Annotated in this window: 25 protein-coding genes; 20 read left to right on the top strand and 5 right to left on the bottom strand. The window is 53.9% G+C overall.

All coding sequences use genetic code 11. From position 1 onward, the window contains the following. Positions 1 to 30: 30 nt before the first annotated feature. Together CEK71_RS23975 and CEK71_RS23970 are read right to left on the bottom strand one after the other, a co-directional pair. Positions 31 to 168 carry a DUF2780 domain-containing protein gene (locus CEK71_RS23975; RefSeq protein ID WP_088620566.1) on the bottom strand — a complete coding sequence of 46 codons (138 nt, stop codon included), beginning with the start codon at positions 166 to 168 and terminating at the stop codon, positions 31 to 33. A 16-nt stretch (positions 169 to 184) separates the two neighbouring features. Further along, positions 185 to 613, bottom strand: a complete 429-nt coding sequence (locus CEK71_RS23970; RefSeq protein ID WP_088620565.1) for a DUF2780 domain-containing protein — start codon at positions 611 to 613, stop codon at positions 185 to 187. Between the two features lie 480 nt (positions 614 to 1,093). Here CEK71_RS23970 and CEK71_RS17370 point away from each other — a divergent pair, with 480 nt between their 5' ends. From CEK71_RS17370 to CEK71_RS17345, 6 genes are all read left to right on the top strand, one after another. After that, positions 1,094 to 1,885: a hypothetical protein gene (locus CEK71_RS17370; RefSeq protein ID WP_088620564.1), complete on the top strand. Its 792-nt coding sequence runs from the start codon at positions 1,094 to 1,096 to the stop codon at positions 1,883 to 1,885. 2 nt (positions 1,886 to 1,887) lie between these two features. After that, positions 1,888 to 2,193 (top strand): hypothetical protein, encoded by a 306-nt coding sequence (locus CEK71_RS17365; RefSeq protein ID WP_088620563.1) that lies wholly within the window; start codon positions 1,888 to 1,890, stop codon positions 2,191 to 2,193. Positions 2,194 to 2,197: 4 nt separating this feature from the next. Beyond that, positions 2,198 to 3,973, top strand: a complete 1,776-nt coding sequence (locus CEK71_RS17360) for a hypothetical protein (protein ID WP_088620562.1) — start codon at positions 2,198 to 2,200, stop codon at positions 3,971 to 3,973. 11 nt (positions 3,974 to 3,984) lie between these two features. Further along, positions 3,985 to 4,401, top strand: a complete 417-nt coding sequence (locus tag CEK71_RS17355; RefSeq protein ID WP_088620561.1) for a hypothetical protein — start codon at positions 3,985 to 3,987, stop codon at positions 4,399 to 4,401. Positions 4,402 to 4,411: 10 nt separating this feature from the next. After that, positions 4,412 to 4,597 (top strand): hypothetical protein, encoded by a 186-nt coding sequence (locus CEK71_RS17350; RefSeq protein WP_088620560.1) that lies wholly within the window; start codon positions 4,412 to 4,414, stop codon positions 4,595 to 4,597. A 95-nt stretch (positions 4,598 to 4,692) separates the two neighbouring features. Beyond that, positions 4,693 to 5,112, top strand: a complete 420-nt coding sequence (locus CEK71_RS17345) for a M15 family metallopeptidase (protein ID WP_088620559.1) — start codon at positions 4,693 to 4,695, stop codon at positions 5,110 to 5,112. Positions 5,113 to 5,205: 93 nt separating this feature from the next. Here the strand turns inward: CEK71_RS17345 and CEK71_RS17340 are convergent, their stop codons facing one another. Next, complete coding sequence (locus CEK71_RS17340; protein WP_088620558.1) at positions 5,206 to 5,691, bottom strand: protein-tyrosine phosphatase family protein; 486 nt, start codon at positions 5,689 to 5,691, stop codon at positions 5,206 to 5,208. Positions 5,692 to 5,775: 84 nt separating this feature from the next. Continuing rightward, the gene (locus CEK71_RS17335) at positions 5,776 to 6,129 is read right to left on the bottom strand and encodes a hypothetical protein (protein ID WP_088620557.1); all 354 of its coding nucleotides are present in this window, start codon (positions 6,127 to 6,129) and stop codon (positions 5,776 to 5,778) included. A gap of 316 nt (positions 6,130 to 6,445) precedes the next feature. Between CEK71_RS17335 and CEK71_RS17330 the strand changes: the two genes are divergently transcribed. Beyond that, positions 6,446 to 8,134: an alkaline phosphatase family protein gene (locus tag CEK71_RS17330; protein WP_198328290.1), complete on the top strand. Its 1,689-nt coding sequence runs from the start codon at positions 6,446 to 6,448 to the stop codon at positions 8,132 to 8,134. 222 nt (positions 8,135 to 8,356) lie between these two features. Here CEK71_RS17330 and CEK71_RS17325 read toward each other — a convergent pair whose 3' ends face one another. Next, positions 8,357 to 8,563, bottom strand: a complete 207-nt coding sequence (locus tag CEK71_RS17325; protein ID WP_088620555.1) for a hypothetical protein — start codon at positions 8,561 to 8,563, stop codon at positions 8,357 to 8,359. A gap of 334 nt (positions 8,564 to 8,897) precedes the next feature. On the opposite strand from CEK71_RS17325, the gene CEK71_RS17320 reads away from it, so the two are divergent. From CEK71_RS17320 to CEK71_RS17265, 13 genes are all read left to right on the top strand, one after another. Next, a complete protein-coding gene (locus CEK71_RS17320) occupies positions 8,898 to 9,131 on the top strand; it encodes a hypothetical protein (protein WP_157679372.1) in 234 nt (77 codons plus the stop codon). 57 nt (positions 9,132 to 9,188) lie between these two features. Beyond that, positions 9,189 to 9,578, top strand: coding sequence for a hypothetical protein (locus CEK71_RS17315; protein ID WP_146054473.1), 390 nt, complete (start codon positions 9,189 to 9,191; stop codon positions 9,576 to 9,578). Positions 9,579 to 9,609: 31 nt separating this feature from the next. Then, positions 9,610 to 9,774, top strand: coding sequence for a hypothetical protein (locus tag CEK71_RS22770; protein ID WP_157679370.1), 165 nt, complete (start codon positions 9,610 to 9,612; stop codon positions 9,772 to 9,774). Between the two features lie 34 nt (positions 9,775 to 9,808). After that, complete coding sequence (locus tag CEK71_RS22765) at positions 9,809 to 13,717, top strand: hypothetical protein (protein WP_157679368.1); 3,909 nt, start codon at positions 9,809 to 9,811, stop codon at positions 13,715 to 13,717. A gap of 2 nt (positions 13,718 to 13,719) precedes the next feature. After that, positions 13,720 to 15,171, top strand: a complete 1,452-nt coding sequence (locus CEK71_RS17305; RefSeq protein ID WP_088620552.1) for a hypothetical protein — start codon at positions 13,720 to 13,722, stop codon at positions 15,169 to 15,171. 231 nt (positions 15,172 to 15,402) lie between these two features. Next, the gene (locus CEK71_RS17300) at positions 15,403 to 15,747 is read left to right on the top strand and encodes a hypothetical protein (protein WP_088620551.1); all 345 of its coding nucleotides are present in this window, start codon (positions 15,403 to 15,405) and stop codon (positions 15,745 to 15,747) included. A 25-nt stretch (positions 15,748 to 15,772) separates the two neighbouring features. After that, positions 15,773 to 16,324, top strand: coding sequence for a hypothetical protein (locus tag CEK71_RS17295; protein ID WP_088620550.1), 552 nt, complete (start codon positions 15,773 to 15,775; stop codon positions 16,322 to 16,324). Between the two features lie 439 nt (positions 16,325 to 16,763). Then, entirely contained in the window at positions 16,764 to 17,030 is a 267-nt protein-coding gene (locus CEK71_RS17290; protein ID WP_198328288.1) for a hypothetical protein, read from the top strand. A gap of 439 nt (positions 17,031 to 17,469) precedes the next feature. Beyond that, the gene (locus CEK71_RS17285) at positions 17,470 to 20,811 is read left to right on the top strand and encodes a bifunctional diguanylate cyclase/phosphodiesterase (RefSeq protein ID WP_198328286.1); all 3,342 of its coding nucleotides are present in this window, start codon (positions 17,470 to 17,472) and stop codon (positions 20,809 to 20,811) included. Between the two features lie 194 nt (positions 20,812 to 21,005). Continuing rightward, on the top strand, positions 21,006 to 21,434 hold the full coding sequence (locus CEK71_RS17280; RefSeq protein WP_088620548.1) for a hypothetical protein: 429 nt from the start codon (positions 21,006 to 21,008) through the stop codon (positions 21,432 to 21,434). Positions 21,435 to 21,555: 121 nt separating this feature from the next. Next, entirely contained in the window at positions 21,556 to 22,377 is an 822-nt protein-coding gene (locus CEK71_RS17275; protein ID WP_088620547.1) for a hypothetical protein, read from the top strand. Then, the gene (locus CEK71_RS17270; protein ID WP_088620546.1) at positions 22,374 to 22,937 is read left to right on the top strand and encodes a hypothetical protein; all 564 of its coding nucleotides are present in this window, start codon (positions 22,374 to 22,376) and stop codon (positions 22,935 to 22,937) included. Before CEK71_RS17275 ends, CEK71_RS17270 begins: the two co-directional genes overlap by 4 nt. 10 nt (positions 22,938 to 22,947) lie before the next feature. Next, positions 22,948 to 24,423: a hypothetical protein gene (locus CEK71_RS17265; protein WP_088620545.1), complete on the top strand. Its 1,476-nt coding sequence runs from the start codon at positions 22,948 to 22,950 to the stop codon at positions 24,421 to 24,423. Positions 24,424 to 24,450 lie beyond the last annotated feature (27 nt).

The following is a 24,450-nucleotide window of genomic DNA, read 5'->3' as shown; positions in this document are numbered from 1 at the left end:
CCTAAGCGCTTGACCATCAAGTCATGGTGGTTATGGCATTAAGGCGGCTTGTAACAAGCCCATGGTGGAAGCGCCGCCCTGAGCCTGCACATATTGCAAAATGACCGGAATAAATCGGCTGACCATGCTGGAATTCAAGCCCAGTTGTTGGAATGACCCTGCCAGCATCGCCAAATTCCCTAATTCACTGCCTGAGCCTAAGGCTGTGGCGGCCGCACCCAACAGCCCCCCCCGAATTGCCCAACGCCGGGGCGGCAGACAGTAATTGCGTTATCTCTGGAACGGCTTGGCTGACTTTGCCGAAACTGGTCGGGTTCATGCTCCGTTTGGCGAGTGAGAAAATCGACCCGGCGCCGCCAAGGGCTTGTTGATGGGAGATGCCGAGTTGTTGGGCGAGAATATTCACCAGTTTAGGTGTTTGGGCGGCGGCAGGGGTGACACCCATCCGGTTGCCGAGCATACCGATGGCTTCTCTGGCCGCAATTTGCTCCGCCACCGTTTTTATTGACGGGGCAGGCTGGTTGGCCGCTGCCCTGCCGCCCATGGGTGAAGAGGCGCAGCCGTTGAGTACGGCGACTAAGCCAAAGGCCGCGAGGGTGATGACTGTTTTCATTGCTGGAATCCTAATAGTAGGGTTAAAAGATCGGGGTATACGGGATGGGTAAGGATTATAGCCTTATTTGGGTCGGGGCATATAGAGGGGTTCGGTGTTATGCAAACGACAGGCTACCTGTTGGTACACACGGTTAGGCCGTCGTGCATAAAATTAAGTAGGCGTTAATGCACCTCAGCGTATCCGCCCCTATCTCTGGGTCCCTGAGCGCAGCCGAAGAGCCGCTCCCTTCGGCTGCGCTCAGGGAACGGCCTTTTGTCTCTTTAGCGGATTTTATTTTGTGCTAGGCCATCCGTGCAATGGCTAAAGACCACTCCGCTCTGTGTCGCTTAATTAAGTGACGGTATCTTACATTTTGCTTTAGCGATGCGCTTGTTTTGGTGGAAGGCCAAGCAGAGGCGTTTGTTTGCCCGCTGTTTTTCCCGCCACGTCGTGACACTACTATAGCCCCATGTGTTCCCCTTTTTGTGGATGTGTTTGATGATTGATTATTGCCTGCCGCTACTGGCGGGTAACGGGGTGAAGGTGTATTTAAGCCCGCCGCCGGGGGCGTTGTTGTGGCGGGTGGCGCGTAATAGCCGCGACGCGTTTGCCGAGGGTGATGCCGCTGAGCTGATTTATGAGGGTAATGCGCTGATGGTGTTGGATTATGCGGCCTTGAGCAATGGGGTGGCGTATTTCTATAAGGCCTTTTACTTTGACGGTACGGTTTGGGATGGCCAGTATCCGGCGCGGTCGGTTACGCCGGGGGCGTTTTTTACCGATACCTCGATAGACCCGCAAGCCTTGGTGCGTGAGCGTTTGGACAGCGGTTTGGCGATGCTGGTCGCCAATGGGACGCTCAAGCACCGCCAGAACCGGATTCCGGTACTGACCGCCAGTCCGCAGTTGGATAAGGTGGCGTTGCCGGTGGTGACGGTGCAGTTGCGCAGCGACACGCCGGAGCAGTTGTTTGTCGGCGATGCCCTGAGCGAGGCTGAGAGCGGCTGGCTGTCGGCGGTGACGCTGGAGATTGTGGTGTGGAGCCAGCTCGGCGGTGATGAGCGTAAGGCCTTGCGTCAGGCGGTGAAGGGGTTGGTGATCGCCAATCTGGAGGTGTTTGTCCAGGCCGGGATGCAGCAGATCCAGTTAAGCCTGAGCGATGCCGAGGAGTTTGACCGTTACCAAAGCCCGGTGTATTTGTCGCGCCTAAACTTGCAATGTCTTTGCCAGTCGGGTGTTGCCGCGACGGTGCCGTTTCCTGTCTTTTCTACTTCTGTTTCTGTGAGCTAACTATGAGTGATGATTCCAGCACGGCCGCTATGGTCGCTAAAGCCGCTGTTAAGGCTAACCTACCCGCGCCTGCCGCCCGGCCTGCCGCCGCTCCCGAAGCGGTGGCGGTGGCCGAGGCGGCCTCTGTAGGCGTAGTTGAGCCGTTAGTCAGTTTGGCGGATTTTATGAATGTTTTGCACCAGCAAGACCGCCGCTATGAGTTGGTGGCGGCGTTTGCGAAGGCGCAGCAGCGTGCGGCACGGTGGTTTGCCACTGCCGCCGAGTATCAGGCGTGCTTTGCCGCCTTTGTTTCCCAAGCCGTGAGATAAGCCCATGTCAGGATTTGATTTTAATAATACGATTTACCAAACGCCCGTGACCGCGAGCTTTGTCGATGATTCGGCGATGAACGGCAATAGCGGGTCGGGTTTGGGTAATGTCTTGGCGATTATCGCCGAGAGTAAGAATTTGCCGCCGTTTACCCCGGTGAAATTTAGCAGTTACCGTGAGGCGTTGGCGTATCCGCTAGACCCTAGTGAGACGGTGCTGTTAAAGGCGTTGGAAAAAGCCTTTGCCCCGTCTGCCGAGGCGGCGGTGTCGGGGCCGGATTATGTGTGGGTGGTGAATCCGCGTTCGGACAGCCAAGCCAGTTTAGTGCTGAAGGATGTGGGCGGCATCGATGCGGTGAATGTCCACGCCAATCTTTATGGGTCGAACGGGCAGAAGATTTATTTGGCTATTGCCACCGGGACGCTACAGGGTACGGTGTCGCGCACGGTGACGATTAAGAACAGCAATATTGTCGGTGCCAATAATACCGTGACCGCGAGCAATATTATCAGCGACGTGTTCACTATCAGTTATGCGGGTTCGGCGACGGTAGCGACGGTGCAGACGGTGTTGTTGGATGACGTACCGCATTTGCAGGTGACGGTCGGGACGCAGCAGACCGATTTGTCGTTTGCGGTGTATTCGTCGGTGGGCGGTTTGCTGGAGGCGTTGAACCAGATCGACGGGGTAACGGCGGTGGTGAAAAATGCCATCCTGTTAACGAAGGCGACCGATAGGCTGGACGCGGTTACAACGGCTGCGTCGCTTACGGCGAGCGGTGGGGTGACGGTGCGGTCTTTATTGGATGCGGTGATAACAGCGATTAACACCTTGTCGCCGTGGTTGAGCGCCAGCCGCACCACGGCGGCGGTGTTGGTTAAGGAGCCGGTGGTTTTTGCTTCAAAGGCGTTGACGTACACCACTTCTGTATTGCCGACTTTTGATCAATGGCAAATGGCGTTTGACGCGCTGAAAAATGTCCCGTGCCACTGGCTGACCTGTTTGTCGGATGAGGATAATGTCCACCAGATGCTCTCGGCACATGTCAATTATATGAGCGATGTGGCGTTTCAGGAGCGGCGCGGCATTGTCGGTATCCCCAGCGGTTCGGCGAACGACGATGCGTTGGCGAAGGCGGAGGCGCTCAATAACCCGCGTGTGTCGTTGGTGCATCAGGGCTTTTATGATCTGAACAGCGACAATTTGATGGCGATGTATCCGCCGATGGTGTTGGCGGCGTTATTGGCGGGGATGATGTGCGGGGTGACGGCGGGTACGCCGTTGACCAATAAGACGGTGGCGGTCAGTGATATGGCCAGCCGCTTGCGTAATCCGGAAGACACTGATGTGCTGTTGCCGGGTGGGGTGTTGTGTTGCTGGCGCGATTATCAGGGCAATGTGCGGGTGCTGCAATCGGTCAGCACCTCGCAGAATGCCGATAATTTTAACCAGCATGAAATGTCCACCGGGGTGGCTTCGGATTATGTCGCCCGTGCTTTGCGGGAGGCGGTCGCGCCGTTGTTGGGGGCGAAAAACACCCCGTATCTGCCTGCGCAGTTAAAGGCGGTGGTCGCTAGCCGTTTGAAGCAGTTAGCGATTCCTGAGCCTTTGGGTGAGGGGGTGATTGTCGGCGACAACACTAGCCCGGCGTGGCGCGGTTTGACCGTGACCCAAGCGTTGGACAGTAACCGCATCAGTGTCCAAGTATCGCCCGTTATTCCGAATAATTATATCGGTATCAGTATTTATGATGTGCCGTATACCGGCACCAGCGCGTAAGGAGCGTCCGTATGGCGACTAACCAGTTGATCCAATCCGCCAATTCGGCGGTGCTGATTTTTAATAATAAGCTTTTAGGCACCTTGCAGACGGTGCGTTTTAACGAGGATTACGGGGTGCAGCCGTATTACGGCATCGGCACTATCGACCCGATTGAGAACGTGCCGGGCGCGGCCAAGTACACCGTGACCGCAAACATGCTGCAATTGAAAAACGACGATTTGGTGAAGAACGGCATCCAGCCCGCCACCTCGGCGGATATGCTGACCGGCTCGGTGTTTGACATTTTGCTGCTGGACAAAGACAGCCGCCAAGTGGTGCAAAAGGCCTTGGGCTGTACGTTTGCATCGGGCGACACTGAGATTCAGACCAACCGCGTGATTACCCATAATATTACCTTTATGGCGTTGGCTATCCAACGTGTGTAAGGGGGCGGGGATGGGCTATTGGCAAAAACGCCTGCGCGAGCCCAGCACTTGGCTGGGGCTAATGCAGGTGATGATCGCCTTTGCGCTGGTCAAGTTCAGCCCTGAGCAGGAACAGGCGGTGACATCGTTGATTTATGTGTTTTTTGGTACGGGCGCGGTCGGTATGGCCGCCCCGGATCGGCAGCACGGGGAATAGCGCTGGCGTGCCAAGGTTTTTGCTTTGGCACAGGGCTTTTGGGTGTTTGGGGCTATTGTTATCGGTAGCCCCTCTATATATAAAGAGTGGATGTTATGTTAACAGCGCAAAAATGTTTGAAAATACTCGGCGACCCTAGCCATGAGACCGATATGGTGCTGTGGGATGTGCCGACGGAGTTGGAGATTGGCGTGATTCCGAAAAAAGTCTATTGCAATAAGCGTATGGTCGGGCCGTTGACGGCGGCGTTTAAAGCCTTGATTAAAACGGGCTGTGTCAGTGAGTTAAAAACTTGGGACGGCTGTTTTAACATCCGCAAAAAACGCGGTGCATCGACAGCCAGTTTGCATAGCTGGGGTGTGGCGATTGATGTTAACGCCGCGTGGAACCGTTTTGGCGGTAAGCCGAGTTTGAGTGCGAAGTTTGTGAAGTGTTTTACCGATAATGGCTTTGACTGGGGCGGCACTTGGTCTAAGCCGGATGGGATGCACTTTCAGTTGGCGGATTTGGGTTAGGCTTAAAATAACCTCAGCATGGGGCGCGGGCATCTTGCCCGCGCCCCAGATCCGTAGCCTTTAAATTATTTCCTGCTTCATTTTTCAGAGGCTTTACGCCTCTGTTCGCCTAAACCCCACCAACCAAGCCGCCTGTTGTTCCGTGTCCGGCACTGCCACGCCCCGCGCTTGGCTGATTAACGCAAATTCATCACCGATACCTAAAACCGCCAACACACAGGCGGCGATTAGGCTGCTGCGGCCTATGCCTGCGCGGCAATGGATCGCTACGCTTGCGCCCGCTTGCAGTTGTGCCGCTAGGGTATAGGCTAAGGCGCGGACGGCGGGGCGGTGGGCGGGTATGCCCCGGTCGGGGATGGGTAGGCTGAGGAAGCGGATGCCTAGGTCGGCACATAGACGCTCTTCTTCGCCCAGTTCTAATTCATGGACTTCACTCGCTTCTAACAGGGAGACGACGGTGTTGATGCCCTGTTGCTGCCATGCACGGATTTCATCCGCTAGCCAGTCGCCCGCGCGGGGGCGCGGCATGATGGCTAGCTTGTAGCCGGGTAGGGGGAGCCAGTAGAGGTCGGGGCGCATGGGAGATGTGGGTATTTTGGCGGCAAGTGCGGGCAAGATGCCCGCGCTCCAGGATCTGGGTTATTTTATGTCCATTACTGACAATTAATGCAAGTCGGCTTCTATGTCGGTATTGAGCCACGCGACGAAGCTGGCGAATTTCCGGCTGATTATCCCGGTTAAGGGCTGTTGGGCTTTAGGCGGTTGTTCGGTGCTGGTGTTAGGGGCGGCGTGGTCGCTGAAGCGGGCGGTTGTCGGGCTGTCTTCGTCTTCAATGCCGATTTGCCGCAAGGTTTCGCTGGGCAGGCGGCGTTTGTTTTCGGTTGGGGTGTCGTCGTCTGCTAAGACGCTGAGCTGGCCGGCTTCTTTTTCGGCGGTCATGGCATCTGCGGCGAGCGGTTGGGTGGAGATGAAGATAACGGCGGTGTAGGTGGCTATTTTATGGCAATATTTGTTCATGGTCTATCCTGACGGGGTTATGGGTAGCCTGCGTTTAAGGTCGCCGTCGGGCGGAAGGGAACGCGGGGCCGGTCTCTTGCTGAATTATAAAGCTATTTTTGTGCCAAAAGCTTATTTTAGCTAATTCTTTTAAATTCAGCCACTTAGTGTTTTTTAGAAAATAACGTAAAGGTAGGTGGTGAATATGCACACTAATGGCGGGGGATTGTAACCGTTGCCGCTAGGTAGCGGGCTTAGCGGGTAGGTTCCGTCATCATTGTGTCATAACGGCAAAATACAATGGGCGTTCTAATAATAATCATAAGGGTAAACCTAGATGAAGATGAATAACGCGCTGATTTCTTTGGCGGTGGCGATGGCTTTGGGGGCTACTCAAGCGAATGCGGCTACGCCAGCCCAACATGTGGTGTTGATTTCGGTAGACGGCCTGCATCAAGATGATTTGGCTTGGTTTGTGAAAAACCATCCGGCTTCGGCGTTGGCGACCTTGGTCAACAACGGTGTTGAGTATGCTAACGCTATGACCCCATTCCCTTCTGATTCGTTCCCTGGCTTAATCGGCCAAGTGACGGGCGGTCATCCTGGCACGACCGGCATTTATTATGATGTGACGTATAACCGCGATTTGTTGCCGCCCGGCACTACCGATTGCGTCAACACGTTGCCTGGCACGGTGGTGGCGTTTGATGAATCGATTGATAAGAACACTGACCGTTTGGACGCTGGCCAAAACATCGCTGGCCTGTATGACAATGTGCCTAGCAGCTACGCGCTGATTTCGGCGTTGAGCGGCGACCCTAAAACGCTGATCGACCCTGCGATGTTGCCTGTTGATCCGATGAGCTGTGCGCCTGTTTATCCGCACCAATACCTGAAAGTCAATACCGTTTTTAACGTCGCCAAAAGCCAGCATTTGCGCACCGCTTGGTCGGACAAACATCCGGCGTATGAGATTGTCAATGGCCGCGCCGATAACGGGGTGACGGAGTTCTTTACGCCAGAAATCAATAGCCTGACCGTGACGGGCGGCTCTGTTGACTTTACTAAAAACAACGTTGACACGCAAACGTACGATAACCTGAAAGTGAATGCGGTACTGAACTGGGCAAAAGGCAAAGACCATGCGGGTACTGGCACCGTCGGCGTGCCGGCCATTTATGGGATGAACTTCCAATCGGTTTCTACGGCGCAAAAGCTGAACTTGTCTGGCTATTATGATCCTGCTAACCCTGGTGCTGTTCTGGCTAATGGCTTAGGCGGTTATGTCGCTGACGGTTCTGGCGCGTTGGTGCCAGGCCCTGTGCTGAGCGGTGCGTTGAGCTTTGTTGACCAATCGATCAGCAAAATCGTCGCTGCGGTTGACCCTAGCAATACGGTGGTGATTATCTCTGCCAAACACGGCCAATCACCTGAAAACCGTGCTAAGCTGGTCTTGATCAATGACGGCGACATGTTGGCGGCGTTGGATGCGGCTTGGAACGCGGCGCATCCGGGCGCTAACGGGTTGGTGGCTAATGCCTTAGACGACGACGGTGTGTTGTTGTGGTTGAAAGACCGTTCTAAAGTGGCGACTAATTTTGCCAAACACTTTTTGATGAACTATTCAGGTACTGGTATTGGTTCGGACAGCCTGGGTAACAAAACAGCCGTTAATTTCACCAACGCCGGATTGCGCACGGTTAATGCGGGTGCTGACGCTTATGCGATGTTTGGTGTTAAGAAAGGCGACGCGCGCGTGCCTGATGTGGTCGGTATCGCGAAAGTCGGCAGTGTTTATGCGGGCAGCAAGCTGAGCAAAATCGCCGAGCATGGCGGCAACGCGCTGAATGACCGTCATGTGCCGATTTTGGTTTGGGGTGCGGGTATCGCGTCTGGCGTGACTGTAACTGATGCGGTGGAAACTGTGCAAATCGCACCGACGATTTTGAACAGCTTAGGTTTAGATCCAAACAAACTGAAAGCCGTTTTGATGGAAGGCACCGCTGTATTGCCTAAATTGAACTAAGCTTTTTGGCTTTTTAGGCTGGGGGGCTTTGCGGCTCCCTGGCTTTTACTGCGCTTTGCCGATTTTCCGGCCCCTCTTTTTAAGCCTCTTGCTGTGTTTGGAGGCTCTTCAGGTTTTTTTCATCAAGCCTGCCCTATAGGGCAAACGCCATTGCCCCTCAGTAACGGCTAACGGTTATTGTCCTGTTTTTTCTTGAGGCGGCAGCTTGTCCGCCGCCCTCTGTTAACGGACTTTTTGTACATCTTGTTGGCTGTTGTGGGCGACAGTGATATTAGCGGGGGCAGGGGAGCCGCCGTAGGCGTGTGCCAGATGGCGCAGTAACGCCTCGCCGTCACTGGCATTTAAGCCACCGACAATAAAAGCTAACAGTAAGACCAACGGCAGGCATGAAAACAGGTATAGGGAGTTTTTGGGGTTTGTCGTGTTCATGGCGGTTTCCTTCTTTTTGTTGTTTCTTAGGCTGTTGGTTTTGAGTGAAGAGGGGCATGGGGGCCAGTTTGGTCTGCCACACACTGCATTAAGGCGCTTAACTGATGGTTTTAAAATAACAAACACATTTCTAAATTGAAATTAAGGATTACCGAAAAAAATGGTAATTGTTCACTAAATGAAATTTTCCTATTTATTGCATTGATTTTTATCAATTATTTTTTTAGGTCGGTGCAGAAAAATAACGGTTTTAGGCGGTTTTTTTGCGGTTTTTGAGAAGATGGCGAAAGTTTGGCCGCACTGCTTGCGGTAGGTGTTTAAGGTTAGAAAGTGTGTGGGAATTACACGGGTGGTGGTGCGGTATTTACCGTTTAATGGGGTTGGGCAGGCGGTTTTGCCTGATGCGCCACCTATATCAACCGGCACCCGTTGTTCAGGCCGTTACGTTAAATCCGATATTTTGAGCGTGGCGGAATTGGGAAAAGTTGGGCAAAACCGCCTGCCCAACCTACGCATCTACCCACACAAACCCGCCCCGTGCGGGTTTTTTTTGCCCTGCGCGTCGTGACGGTAAGCTCGTGGCTTGTTTAGCGACTTTTTTTCCTATTATTACGCGGAGCTTAGTATGTCAAGACCAGCAAAAGAGACTGATTTTATGATTGATTTACCCACTGTCGGGCGGTTTCGGTTTGGCCGGGAGACTTTGGGCGACCATATCGCCATTCAGGCGGCTTATGTTACCTTGACTAACGCCCAGGGCGGGCAGGACAGGTATTTGGATTTTATCGCCGACGCGCTGGCGCATTTTCAGGTGTTGTGCGTGTCCGCGCCGGCCGGTTGGGGGCAGTTGGCGGCGTTGGATTATAACGAGACTATGCTCAATAATCTGGCGGTGCTGTACAAGGAGCTGATGGAACGGCTTAAGAGCTTTCGCGACGGCGCGGCACAAGGAAGCCAAGCGCCGGGGCTGGGAGCAAGCGAGAACGTACCGCAGTTGGTTCCGGCAGACCTATAACCTGCCCCCGACCGACCCGCGCTATTTGGCGATGACCGATATGGACATTGAGGCCGAATATTGGACGCGCCATTATGAGAATAACCCCGATGACTATGCCAATCCGTTTTTTGACAGCGCGGCGGCTTTGGAGTCGGTCGATTTAAGCGAGTTTGAAGATATTATCAATGAGCACTATCAATACAAGTCAGGCTAGAATTGATGCCGCAATAGCGGCTGTTCAGACAACAATGAGCTCCATCAATGCACATTTGTCGCATGGCGATTATGCGTCGGGAGCTAATGATGCCAATAGCGACTTGCGTACGTTGGATACTGATCTGGATGCTTTGAGTGTGGTGCGTAAGGAGCTTAAACAGTTCATAGTAGGAAAAAATTACAGAAATATTATCAGGTTACTTGGTGAAGCGCGGAAGTTAGCCAAACGTGTCCGCCAAGCACAACATGCCACGGCACTTGATACCAGTTTTGCCGACCGTCTCTCGGATTTCGCGGCGGATGAAAGCACCGATACTCAGCAACAAGCCGCTGGCCTGTATGAAAAACAAGCCAAAGCCGCAGGCGATTTTGTCACGGGTATGCTCGAAGGCAAAGGCGGCGAAAACACCGGCAAAATGATGGGCAAATTTGCCGGTGAGTTGCTGGGGTCGGTGGGCGGACCTAGGGGGCGGGCGATTGTTGGGGCGATCGGCGAGGCGGTGGGCGGCAAAATGGGCGCGGCGTATGATGCCAGTGTCGGCAAAGCCGAGCAAGAAGCGCAGGGCTATTCCGAGTTGCGGCGCATGTTAGGCACGGCCAGTGTCGATTTTGATACCTTACGCGCCAGTACCCAGCATTTGACGGCGGGTTTTAACGTCTCCGCCAATGATGCGGTGCAGCTTGCCAAAAAGTTCGCTTCGGTGGCGGCGGTTACGCCGGATAATGACCGCGCCTCAGGTTTAGGGCAGTCTTTACGCGATGCCATCGGTTTTGCGCAAGGTTACGGTATTGACGCGCAAAGCACTAGCCAGTTTTTGGCGACCGAGCAGCTTTATAAAGTCTCACGCAACGAGCCGGATAATAAGCATTTGTTTGCCCAGCTCAGCGAGGTGGCGGCTTATAGCGGCACAAGCGCGAAAATGGGCGAACTGTTAACGGTGGTGTCTAAGTTTACCGAATCTTCCGCTAACCAAACGTTAATGGTACCGGATGTATCGACCTATTCTACGCTGTTATCGGCGATGATGGCATCGTCTACACCCGGTTTGAGTAAAAATCCGACCAATGCCGCGACGGTGTTGGATGCGGCGGATAAAGGTTTTAGGGAAGCCAGCAAGAAAAAGCCCGTCAAGTTTTTGACGGACACGTTCCGCCGCACCACGCCGGGCTTTGGTGATGATGACCTTAAGCGGGTGCAAGCGGGCGGTTTGTTTAATAGTTTTGCCAAAGTTTACGGCAAAGACAGCCAAGCGATGGAGTTGGCGGGTTATTATAACGATACCAAGGCGATTGCCCATAACCAAAAACTCGCCGCCAACTCGGAAGGTATTTTAAGCCAGTTAATGGATAGGTTTGTGCTGCTTGCCCAAGGGGGGGAGGCTAAGCCTTCGGGTAAAAGAAAGCGTAAGGGTAAGCATGATAAGCCCGCAACCACGCCACCCGGCCAAAACCGTCCGGTCGATACCGAAAAGCTGGTGCAACTGGTGCAAGATACTTTAAACATGTCGGTGCAACAGGCCACTAGCCTTGTGTTGGCGTATAACAAAGCCCCTGAGGGCATGGGGAAGCTCGAACCTTTTTTAGAAAAATATGGCTATGATGTCAATAAGCTGCAAGATTTATCGGTGTTACCCGTGTTGGCGACGTTGGCGCAGGGCGGCGATCAGGCCTTTGATGAGCAATATCAGACTTTGCTTAAGCACGATAAGGTTACGCCTGCTGATAAAGAGCGTTTGGATAAACTGGATCACTCGTCTAAGGACTTCAAAAGCGAGGTGATTAAGCTGGTGGTGAAGGATAGCTCGGATCCGGCTTTGAAAGCGCAAACAGATCAAATTAAGATAGAAACCCAGATGCTGGAATATGCCGCGCAGATGTTGCCGTTAACGTCAGGCATAAAACAAGTGTTGCTGGCGATTATGGAAAGTTTGCCGGATGAGCTTAAGGGCGATGCCGTCAATGCGATTATCGGGCGTGAGCGTTTAAGCGACGCCGCCGAAACGTTAAAAGTGCCGATTGCGATTGAACGGTATACCGATGCCCAAAGCCGCGAATCTGGCGATAGTTTGGAAGCGATTGAAAAACCGTTGCGTGAGCATCCTAACGATCCTGAGGCTTTAAAGGAGGCGCGGGCAGCGTTTTTAAAAACTGAGCGGGAACTCCAGCTCCATCCCGATAAGTATGGCGAGGGTTTTGGCGAAGCGTTAGCACTGTGGGCGGAGCAGAAAGGGCTGTTAAAAAGCCCAGCGGTGACGGATGCCTTGGGTCATGTCAAGCAGTATGACTATTCTACTGTGACAATGCCAGTCCCAATGCGGGGCGTGACGAAGGAGACGGTTGTCTCGGCGGAAGGCTTTGCGGCGGCGGATAAGTTAATCAAGCCGCTGTCTGAGGGCGTGTATAAAGATGAGCAGGGTATTGAGAGAGCTGTCAAGCTTGCACAAGCGGCGGTGGCAAGACAGCCACGTTTGTACCCTGAGAATACGGCTGCCATTATTGAACAAGTCCGGCAGGATAAGCTCAATCAGCTGCGGAAAGCTGAGGCTGAGGCTGACGCGAGCAAGGATAAGGATAAGGGCAGTGGCAAAAAAGATATTGTGGAGACACCGCCGCCCAGCCCGAAAACGCTGGAGCAACTGATCGGGCAAGAGGCGGCGGCAGGTATAGCCGGCAAATTTGAACCGCAATTGCGGTTGCCTGTGGTACAAGAGCTGCTAAATTCGCAAGGCTTTGCTGCCCTTGGTGAGGGGAAAAGAAAATACGCGGCGCTGATAAGTTTGGTGGCGGCTAAGCATGATCATATCAACAATAAGGATATGGCGACGCTTGTCGCGACGATGGAGGCAGCCCAAGACCCCAGCGGGATGCCGTTGACGGCAGAGCTGGCGAAGCAGTTGGGTGTCAGTAATGCCAACTCGCCGGAAAGTATCCAAAAAATTATGGATTATATCTGGAAGCTGGTGGCGCAAAAAACCCAAAAGGGAATACTGTTTAGGGAGGCATTGGGCAAGAGCTTGGGCGAGGTGTTGAATCCACAAGCTGCGCTGAGTGCTGAGGCGATAGCAGGGTTTATGCAGCCTGCTCCGGTTGAGCCTGTTAAGGCTGCCGATGTAAAAGCCGCACCTGCCACCACGCCAGAAACCACTACACCTGCCGCCAAGGATGCCGCCGCACCAGAAACCACTACACCTGCCGCCAAGGGTGCCGCCGCGCCAGAAACCACTGCACCTGCCGCCAAGGGTGCCGCCGCGCCAGAAACCACTGCACCTGCCGCCAAGGGTGCCGCCACGCCAGAAAGTAGCTTCGCTGACACCTATGGCCGTAAATTTCAGTCTGCCGCACCACAGGAACGCGGCGGCTTTTCAGGCGATCCCTGTGTGCCATGCGCTACAGCCCCTGCCACCGCCGCAGCCGCCACAGCTACGGCGACCGCCGCAGCCGCTGCCACCGCATCTGCTTCAGCCGCTGCCGAATCCGCCAAATCTGCCGCCGCCGCCGCAATGACCGCCGCCGCATTAGCTTCAGCTACCGCCGCCCTAATCCCCGGCTCGGCACAATTCAGAGGAAAGGGCAGTGGCACAAATACGAATTTCCAGAAAGGCAATCAGGGCAATCAGGGCAACACATCGGATAAGAAAGAAGCTATTAAAAACGTCGCGTTATTAGGGAAAATCAACAAACAAACTTGGCCGGATACTTCCCTCGCTGCCGACCTTCTGCCCAAAAGTAGTGGCAGCGATGCCAACGCCACAAAAATCCCCAATGAGGTTTTTATTAAGGGTGAGCAGCAAGCTCTGGCGCGTGCCGAGCAAGCCGTCCGTTTGACGTTCAGTAATTTGGGCGTGAATATTAACCTGAATAATTCTCATGGCATACCGATTGCCGACCCTATAGTGGTGGCTTCGCTGATTACTTCTCCTGTCCCTTCTTATGTGGGCTAACCATGCAAACCTACCACCCCAAAATTAGCGTCTGGCTGACCCACGGCAGGCCGCGCAAGTTACTCGCCGACACGGTCAGCGCGGATGGCCGCCGTTACCGCCAAACCCCGCATGGCTTTGACCTTACGCCGCTGTTAGGTACTGACAGTATGGTGGAGGTGAGAAAGTCGGTGCGGGATGCGACCGGGACGTTTATGTTAAGCTTTCCTGACCGTTCGGTGAGTCTAATGCAGGGCGGGGCGGCGGGGTTTGATTCTTTGGCGGCGTTTATCGAGCCGATGGACAGTATCGAAATCCGCCTGTCGCACAGCGGCACTACCGATGCGGCGGGCCGTTATCCCTTGGTGTTGCGCGGTTTTGTCACCAGTGTCGCGCGTAGCGAAAGTATCGCTAATGGTGTGCCGCAACGTATGGTGAGGGTGACGGGGCATGATTACGGTAAGGTATTGCAACTGATCCGGCTGGTGTCGGCACCTAATGGGCAGTTGGATGGGACGCTGAAAACGGTGCTGGCGTATTTTACCCGCTATGCCAAAGGCACAGAGGCTAAGACCAAGACGGTCGGGCAGTTTGTGCAGGAGGTCGCCGAGGTGGTCATTAATCCGTATTTGCAGACCATGGTCGGGCAAGCGGGGCAGGTGTTGAAACAGATGGCGGTGCAGGCGGATGTCGCGGCCAGTGTGTCGTTGTCGGCGAAGTCGCTGTCTGAGAATATCTCCTTGTTGGAGCTGTTGCGCGGGGTGTTGGATGTGCCTGCTTTTAACGAGTTGTATGTGGAGGACAGCGAGGCGGGGGCGATCTTGGTAGTGCGGCCTATTCCGCTGAAAGATACCGCCAGTGGCCGCTTTCTGCAAGGGGAGGCGGTGCAGTGGCGGATTGACGATAAGGATATTGAGCAGCTCAGCACCGAGCGTTCGGATGCTGGGGTGGCCAATTATTTTGCGGTGTCTTCCCGCGCCCATGCCGATGTAAACCAAACTTTGACGGCTGAGGATGTGCAGACGGCGCAAGACCGTTTGGGTTATGTCAATAGCGCCAGTGCGGTGTTTGGGTTTCGGGCGATGCGCATGGAAACGGCGTTGTTGCCTAACCAGTATGTGCGTAATGATAACCCTAAAAAAGCCGTTATCGCGGGCAATACGCAAAAATTAACTGACTATTTGCGCAGCCAATCGGCGTTGTTGGCGGCGATGAACCGCGATAATGTGATTTTGGACAGCGGCTCGTTGCAATTGCGCGGTGATGAGCGGCTTAAGCCGGGCTGTTATCTGAAGTTATACCGGGGTGGGCGTTATATGGGCGAGGTGTACGCCCATACCATCAGCCACCGTTTTACGCTGTACCAAAGCTTTGTCTCCAGTATTGTCTTTGACCGTGGCACTTTGTTTTATGAACGTGCCAAGGCGGAGCAGAGTTTGTATCCTTATGAGCAGGCGACGGGTGGGATTGTGTAGGGATGTTGATTTGTACAGGTTGAAATAATCTGCCCAGCCTACGCGGTTGTCAGGCGCACCCTGCAAGTGATCAGGAACTATTCTGATTTTTTTAGGTTATGATGTGATAGAGGCAGGCGCTTAAGGATAGGCAAAATAATGCCGTTACGCAGGCTCAGTTTTGCAGGTTTTCCGACCCGCCCAACCTCGAAACAGATCTATCCCCCAACCCGCATAGCGAGGAAACCGACCATGCAACGCCATCCCCTGATCGCCACCGTCTTTGTCATGGGCGTACTGGTCGCCTTACTGAGCTATCTGTTCCATCCCGATGTCGGGGTGTTAAAGCTGATGGTCAACGGCCAGCCTGTCGATAATGCCTTGCTCGGCTTTGCCGCCATTCCCAGCGCTTTAATTATCCTGTTATTTAGCGGTATACTGGCCGTGCTGCTGTTTTTGGGGGTCGGTTTTGTAGTCTTTTTAGCCGCCCTGTTCGTCGCCCTGGTCGGTATGTTTTTGGTCGCGCCGTTTTTCTGGCCGTTGTTGGTGGTGATATTTTTCTTGGTCGCGGTCATGTCTCCGCCCAACCAGCGTTAGCTGGCATTTTATAGAGGACCCGCTTATGAAAGCTTATGCTCCCCTTGTGCTGGTAGGGTGCGCCTTATTGCCCGCCTGTACCGACAATATCAGGCAAGCCCCTGCCGCCCAAATCGCCCAACAGACTGAACACAGCCCCAGCCCCGACCCACAAGGCCTGACTTGGTTCGCCCCGGTCTTGCACCTTAGCCAATACCGCACCCTGTTCTTCGGCTACGACACTGTAAATTACCGCTTAGCTTCCGCCGATACAAATTCCGGCTTTCGCCTGCTCATCGACATCAATTATGGCGGCGCTGTCCGCCATTACGATTTCGCGCAATTGGACGGGCAAAGCCGCCCCCTTAGCCACCAACGCCACATCGCCGAACGTTGCCAACTGTTTAACAGCCTGATTTCTTCGTGCATCTATCAGGACTTGCTCAGCCTAGACTTAGCCGCCGCCGATTTGGCGCAAGCCCGACAAACTGGCCTGCACCTGCAACTGGCTTCCGCCACCCTCCGCTATGAAGCCCTAGATTTGCCCGCCAATTACATCCAAGGCTTTTTGCAAGGGCAGGGCGCTGCCAAACCCTAAATATACTTCAAACGGCCAAGTTTTCGGTTTTTTTGGTAGGGTACAGCGTACCCTACGGTGAATTGTAAAAGCCGAAAACTTGGCCGCTCACAGTATAGCTATCGGAATCGGCCTGATATTGATAGGCATACTCCACGCCTTTTACTGGTCTGACCAACAGAGTGCCAGTAGCTGATTATTTGTCAGGCCGACCTCAATGGATTTCGCCGGATTTCTCACTGCCGTTCAACATCAGTTTGACCTAATGGCAAGAATGGCAATTGGCCGAGCAACATCCGAGCATGTCTCCCCGCCCGTTTGTCTGGGTAAGCCCATTGCCTTAGCCGTTTTGCCAGTATATCTTTTAGGATATGAAGGGAGCGGAAGGATGTCGGTTTCGCGCCCGTATCCCCTGAATTACTTTATTAATTAGTTCCTTAGCCTTTTTGGAGAGTTGCCCATGACCGAAAACCCTAACAAACTGCATGACAAAGTAGCCAAACGTGCCGAAGATGTGGCCATGACAGTGGGTCTAGTATCCGCCGCTGCGGGTGTCGGCGCCAGTTTGGCAGCTCCGACGGGCCTTACGGCGTTGGGGGTGGCCTTAGGGATTACCAGTGCCCCATTAATTGTCACCGCCGCGCCGATTATCGCGCTTGCCGCGACGGTGACGGGCGCGGTTTCCGGGGGCGCTTATTTTTATGCCAAGTGGAAAAATCGGCATTAAGGCGCGTGCAGGGCTTGAAAAACTGGCTGCTAACGGCACGACGGTTTTAGCTAAAGGGACTTTGAAAATACGCATGGTAGTGCTGCTTTTAATAACGCCGGGGCTATCAGGCTGTTTAAGTGACCGGTGTGTAGGCGTGAATGGTTTTTGGGCAAAATTTGGCGGGTTTTGGCAGGTTGGACGGCGAAATTGTTCTATACTTATACCGTAGTTAATAATTCATGAATTATTTATGGGTTATCGGCTATTGTTGCCGCGCCTACTTTAAGGCGGGCTGACTACGGCATAAGTTAATGAATGGGCATAAAATAACGCAGGCAGATGCCCGGCTGATTGGAAGGGCAAGTGTCGTCACGCCTTTGTGGTCAAGATAGCAGAATAATCAGGGTATTGCCGATGTTATTTTATGCCCGTTCCTAACCTTTTTTGGGTGTTGTCTTTGAAATCTTTATCCGTATCTGGCGGTGTTTTTTTATTAAAGTCAGCCGCTTTGGCATTTAGCTATGCCTGCCTTGCCCAACTCATGCTGCATTTTTTTTCCCCTAACGGTGTGGTGTCGGTAATCTGGCCTTGCAGTGGCTTGGCGTTGGGGGTGTTACTGATCGGCGGCAAGCGCTATGGGCTGGGCGTTTTTGTCGGGGCGTGGCTGGGCAACAGTTTGGCAGGAAGTCCGCCCGGTTTGGCGGCGGCGATTGCTGGCGGCAACACCCTAGAAGCGTTAATGGGGTTTTACTTGCTAAACGGGCCGTTGCACGGCGATTTGGCGCTGCGGCGTTTGAGGGATTATTTGGTGTTGGTGGTTGCCGCCATGCTCAGTGCCGGGGTGTCGGCAATGCTGGGTTGCACGGCCTTGGTGCTGGCAGGGGTGTCGGCATGGTCAGGGTTTGTCGCCAATTTGCTGCACTGGTGGCAGGGCGATATGATGGGGATGGTGTTAATAACCCCTTGCCTTTTAGTCTGGCGGGAACCGCCTTACCGTTGGTTGCGGCGCGGGCGGCTACCCGAAATCGCCGCCTGTTTTGGTCTGGCTTGGTTGTTTGGCCAGAGCCTTTTTTTGGGGTGGTTTAATACGCTGACCGGCCCGGTGCTGAGCTTTTGGATGTTCCTGTTCTTCGTCTGGAGCGGTATGCGCTTTGGCCGGCATGGGGTGTTGCTGATCATGCTGATGTCGGTCACGCAAAGTTTATTGGGTTTGGTTTGGCAGGTTGGTTTGTTCGGCACAATGGCCGCTCAGGCGCAGCTGGTGAATTTTTGGTTTTATACCATTGCGCTGTCGGTGGTGGGGCTGACATTGGCATTGATCACCCGGCAAAACGCTGAAGCTAAACGGACGCTGGAGTTGAGCGAGGAAAAACTGCGGGCAATGTTTGACTTGTCGCCGTTGGGGATGGCGAGAAATTCATTGGATGGCCGTTTCATTGAGGCCAATCAGGCGTTGCTTAAGATGGTCGGTTACTCACTGGACGAACTGAACACGCTGACCTATTGGCAGCTCACGCCCGAACAGTATGCGCCGCAAGAAATCGAGCAATTGGCGAAATTAAACGCGACCGGACGCTATGGCCCTTACCAAAAGGAATATATCCATCACGATGGTCATAGGATTGTTGTGCGTTTGAATGGGGTGCGCATTACCGGCACTGACGGTGAAAACTATATCTGGTCCATCATAGAAGACATTACCGAACAACAACAGGCAGCCGATACACTTAAGCAAGAGCAGCAGTTATTGCGCACGGTGCTGGATAATTTGCCCATCGGCATTTGGGTGGTGGACGCACACGGCACGGTGATACGCGGCAATGCCGCCGGACAACAAATTTGGGCGGGTGCCGAATATGTCGGCATTGCAAGCTATGGCGCCTATAAAGGCTGGTGGAGCGCTACGGGCGAGCGCGTTAAGGATGAAGAATGGGCGGCGGTACGGGCCATCAGGCACGGTGAGACGGTGCTGGAGGAAATGATCGATATCGAATGTGTTGACGGCACTTGCAAGACCATCCTGAATTCGGCTTTGCCGCTGAGGGATAAAGACCAGCACATTACCGGGGCGATTGTGGTCAACCAAGACATTAGCGAGCGCAGGCGTAACGAAGAAGCCATGCAATTGGCGAGCTTGGTTTACCAAAACAGCAGTGAGGCAATGATGGTCGCCGATGAACATAATATCATCATCGCCATTAATCCGGCCTTTACCCAACTGACAGGTTATACCGCCGAAGATATTATCGGCAAAAACCCGAATATCCGCAGCACCCCCCTTCAAGCCCCGGCTTTTTACCAGGAGATGTGGGCGCAAATCAACACCACCGGACGTTGGCAAGGGGAAGTGTGGAACCGGCGCAAATCCGGCGAAGCCTGCGCCGAACGGTTAAGTGTTAACACCATTTTTAAACCGAACGGCTCGGTCTATCGGCGTGTCGCATTGTTTTATGACATTACTGAGAAGAAGGCCGCTGACGAACTGATTTGGCGGCAAGCCAATTTTGACCCGCTGACCGGGTTGCCTAACCGCCGGATGTTTTATGAGCGGCTGGAGCAGGAAATCAAGAAGGCGGATCACGCTAAGTCCGCTTTCGTGTTATTGTTTCTTGATCTCGACCGTTTTAAGGAAGTGAATGACAGCTTAGGGCATCACATCGGCGACCAGCTGCTCCAGGATGTGGCGCAACGCCTGAAACTGTGTGTTCTCCCGGTTGATACGGTGGCACGCTTGGGCGGCGACGAGTTTACCGTCATTATGGGGGGGCAGGGCGATAGTAGCCGTGCCGAGACGCTCGCCCAAGAGATTCTGGAGGCATTGGCAACGCCTTTTGTCTTAGGTGGCGATCTGGCTTACGTTACCGCCAGCATCGGCATCATAACCTATCCCGATGTGGCCGGCACCACCGATGCTTTACTAAAATGCGCTGACCAAGCCATGTACTACGCCAAAGCCCAAGGGCGCAACCGCTATAGTTTTTTTGACCCGATGATGCAGGCGGCGGCGCAGAGACGGCAGCATTTGGCCAATGACCTGCACTCTGCTTTGGCTGAGCAGCAACTTCGGGTCGTTTATCAGCCCATTGTCCAGTTGGCGACGGGGCGCGTCGTTAAAGCGGAAGCCTTGGTGCGTTGGCAGCATCCGCAGTTAGGGCTGGTCAGCCCCAGCGAATTTATCCCTATCGCCGAGGAAACCGGGCTGATTATCACCATTGGCGAATGGGTGTTTTTGCAAGCCGTCCGGCAAGTCAAACACTGGCGCGAAAACTATTGCCGGGATTTCCAGATCAGCGTCAATAAATCGCCGATACAATTTCAAGACAAAAACCTGCATTACCCAGCGTGGCCGGAACAGCTCAAAAAGTTGGGTTTGCCCGGCCAAAGCATTGTCGTGGAGATCACCGAAGGTTTACTGTTAGAGACCGACCGCTTTATTGACGATAAGTTTATCGCCTTTCGGGATGCCGGCCTGCAAGTGGCCTTGGACGATTTTGGCACAGGCTATTCATCGTTAGCGTATCTGAAAAAATTTGATATTGATTATTTAAAGATCGACCAGTCATTTGTCCGTAACTTAACGGCGCAGTCTGACGATAAAGTCTTATGCGAGGCGATTATTGTCATGGCGCATAAGCTGGGCATTAAAGTCATCGCCGAAGGGGTGGAGACCGAAGGGCAATGCGGCTTGTTGGCGGCGATGGGCTGCGATTACGCGCAGGGCTATTGGTTTTCTAAGCCGGTTGCACCGGAGGTGTTTGAGGATTTGTTTGGGCGGGCGTTTTTGGGGGATGATCTGTAGATCAGGTCAGTGTGTAAAAAGTCCCGTTAAAAACGTAATGTGTTTTTGATGTAAATCAATATTTTTTTCTTTCGAAAGAGGATAATTACGCATGAAACCGAAAAACCAACGGGAAGCGGTTTCACTAGGTTAGGCTTGTTGTCGGATTAGGTTGTAAGCCTGTCACTCCATCAAACAGAAAGAAGGTAAATATTATGGCCATAAAAAATAGTCTTACTTTTTTAGCAGGGTTAGCTCTTTTTATGCTGATGTCTGATGCTGGTGCATGGACGCTGGTTTATGCAAACGATGCGACCGGAAAACTGACCTACGGCAATTTAATCGCCCTAAGAGAGGCGGCAAAACAGGGGGCGAATATCAAGGTGTCTCTGAATGACTCGTCAGTCATGCCTTGCCAAGAGCTGGCGATTGGCACAGATTATGTCACTTGTATGTACACAACGGGGATAAGCACGGATTATGTCTTTCCCGGTACGACTTTTGGATTTGCCGATGATGCTTATTACGGTTACTACATGCTGAACACTAAAGGCCAGGTGGCGGTCAGCCGATGGTCAGTTGGGGAACACGTTGATAAGGGCAAAACGCTGTTTACCAGAGCAATTAAGTGGTTTGTTGAGTAAAGGCTGATGCGCTGCTGATTGGATTCACCCTGCCCTAAAAACCCGCCCCCCGGCGGGTTTTTTTATGCCCCAAGCAATCCCTCGCCGTACTGCCCAAGGTCGTGACATTACCATGTCACCCATGAAAACATCTATCCCTACCCCTACAGACCAACAACTGCTGGCCGGGCTGCCCGATTTTATCGCGGTGGGCGGTTTGCTTAAGGCGACGCCCACCGAGGCGGACGGTTGCCGTTTTTTATACTTCCAAGCGTCTAACGAAGATCTAGACCACCAGAACGAGGTGGTGCTGCAACAGGCGTTGGGCGAGTCGGCGGCGTATTTTTTGCGCCATGGCAATATTGACCTGAGCCATTACACTATTTTAGGGCCTAAGTCGGGCTTGGCGAATTTCATGGATTATGAAATCGGCAAGCCCGTGGCGGTGAAGATGGACGGGGCTGGCACGTTTGTGAAGGCGCAGTTGTATCAGGGCGATTCGCCGATGGCGCAGAACGCGAACCGGGTGTGGGCTTCATTGACCCGGCAAACGCCGCCATGCCGTTGGTATCCGTCGGTGGGCGGGGCGGTGTTGTCGAAGTCGGTGCAGACCGATCCGGCGACGGGGGCGAAGGTGGCGGTGATTGACCGGGTGCGCTGGAATAATGTCGCGCTGGACCGTTGCCCGGTCAATAAGACCATCCCGGAAGTGTCAGCGGCACCGGTCGGGGTATTTGCCAAGAGTTTGAATGGCTTTGTTCTGCAAACGGCGGCGGTGCTGCCGGATGGCTTGCCTTATAACGCGTACCGTGAGCAGGTGGCCCGGGCGTTGTTGGCGGGGACGTTGGCGGCGCAGGATGTCGCGGCGTTTGCCGAGCGGCAGTGGGGCTTAAGCGCCGAACTGGCCGGACAGTTTAGCCGCCGATTTTTAACAGATTTACGCAACCGTAGGAACTTAACATGAGTGATTTTCAAGAGTTATTGGACGAGCTGGATGGCTTGCAGTTAGCGAAGGCGTTGGCGGCGAAGCGGAAGGCTAAGCCGGGGCAAGCGGATTCGGATACGGATGCCCAGGAAGGGGAGGAAGGGGAGGAAGGGGAGGAAGGGGAAGATGAGGGAGATGCACCGGATGCAGCGGCCTGTGCGCCGTTGCAAAAAGCGGAAGGTTTTGACGGCGACGGACTGTTAAAGTCGTTCGGTGAGCTGATGGACACGCGTTTGCAGGCCCGCGATGCGGATTTGGTGAAGGCGGTCGGCGGCTTGATGCATTTGCTGAAGGCGCAGAATGAGAGCATTGCCGAGCTGCATACGCACATGCAGGCGTTCGGTAGCCGTGGGGCGGGCCGAAAATCAGTGGCGCAAGCGGCGGCGGCAGATGTGTCGCCGCAACCGTTTTTAGCGAAAGCGTTGGCGGCGATGGAGGTGGGTAAGATTTCCGGCCATGAATATGCGGTCGCTGATGTCGCAGTGCGTCAGGGTTTACAGGTCGATCCGGCCATTATTGTCAAAGTGTTAAGTGTCTAAGGAGAAAGGTATGAGTATTTTAAATGCCCAGTCGGCGGCGTCGGCGATGTTTGGCGGCAATTATTTGGAAGCGGCGGATGCGTTGAAAAAGGCTTTGGAGGCGAATGCGGGCGGCACGGATTTTTCCCAGTTCTCCGGCGGTGCGGCGTTGGGCATGGAGTCCTTGGACGGCATTATGAAGGCGACGTTGCAAGATAATCAGCATTTTGTCGCTTTTAATAAGCTGCGCTCCAGTAACGCCACCAATATTATCGACCAGTATGTGACGCAAACGGCGGTGGGCGGTTTTCCGGGCGGCAGTTCCATTAGCCAGTTGGCGACGGTCAGAAATGCCATGGGCGAGTATAAGCGCGAAGTCGGCCAGGTTAAGCTGATGGCGCAGTTGCGCCAAGTCGGGCATGTGTTGGAGGCGGTGGGCAATATCGTCGATCCGATTGCCGCTGAAGAGCGCAACGGGGCATTGGGGATTTTGACCGATACCGAGTATCAGATTTTGCACGGTAACGCCGATGCCTGTCCGGTGCATTTCGACGGCATTATGGCCTTGATTGATAAGCAGATTGCGGCGGGCAAGATGAGCGAAGAGCATGTCATCGACTTGCAGGGCAAGGCGTTGGATTCGGTGGACAGTTTTGCTAAGTTGCAGGCGACCATTAAGCGTTATGGTTCGTGGGGCAGTTTGACCGATGCCTTGGTGAGTGTCGGTGTCCAAGCGGATTTGAATATGGGCTTGGATCCGGCGTTCCGGTGGTTGCCGGACGGCAATAATATGCCGATGCTCGGCGGCCATGTCGATGCCATCCGTTTGTCGGGCGGTAAGTTGGCAGTGACCGAGGACACGTTTTTAATTGATAACGAGTTTCCGATGGGGATACCGTTTGAGGTCAATTATCCGACCATTGCGGCGGCAAACGCGGGGATTAATCCCGCCAGTTTAAGTGTCAGCGCGTCGGCTTCGTCGGCGGATTCGCAGTTCGATGCGGCGCGGGCAGGCAATTATTATTACGCGGTGGCGGCGATTGACGGCGAAGGTAAGGGCTATTCGCAGGTGGTCAAGTCGGCGCAAGTGGCGGTGGCGGCGGGCAAAAAAGTGGTGTTGACCATTAGCGAGTCGGCGGTGGCGGGTGCGGAAACGGGTTACGCGCTGTACCGTAGCCGTTTGGGCGGCACGAATAACACCGACGATTTGCGTTTGATGGCGGTGATTGCCAAGACGGGCGCGACCACGGTGTATACCGATTTAAACCGGGATATTCCGGGTACGGTGACGGTGCCTTGTCTGAATATGAACCCTGGCGCGGATGCGATTGGTTGGCGGCAGTTTTACCCGATGTCGAAAATCCCGTTGCCGTTTGGGATGGGTGGGGCGATGGTGCATAGTTGGTTCCAGTTTATGTACGGGTATTTGCGGATGACCAAGCCTAAGCATCATGGTTATATTAAGAATATTGTGCCTAGCAATGCGAAGTGGAAGCCGTTTGGCTAATCGGCTGCCATTGTCGGGCAAGGGCTT

Origin of the sequence: Methylovulum psychrotolerans (genome assembly GCF_002209385.1) — a bacterium.
Lineage (GTDB): Bacteria > Pseudomonadota > Gammaproteobacteria > Methylococcales > Methylomonadaceae > Methylovulum > Methylovulum psychrotolerans.
Note: the sequence above shows the minus strand (reverse complement) of the source record. Positions and strands in the feature narration are given on the sequence as shown.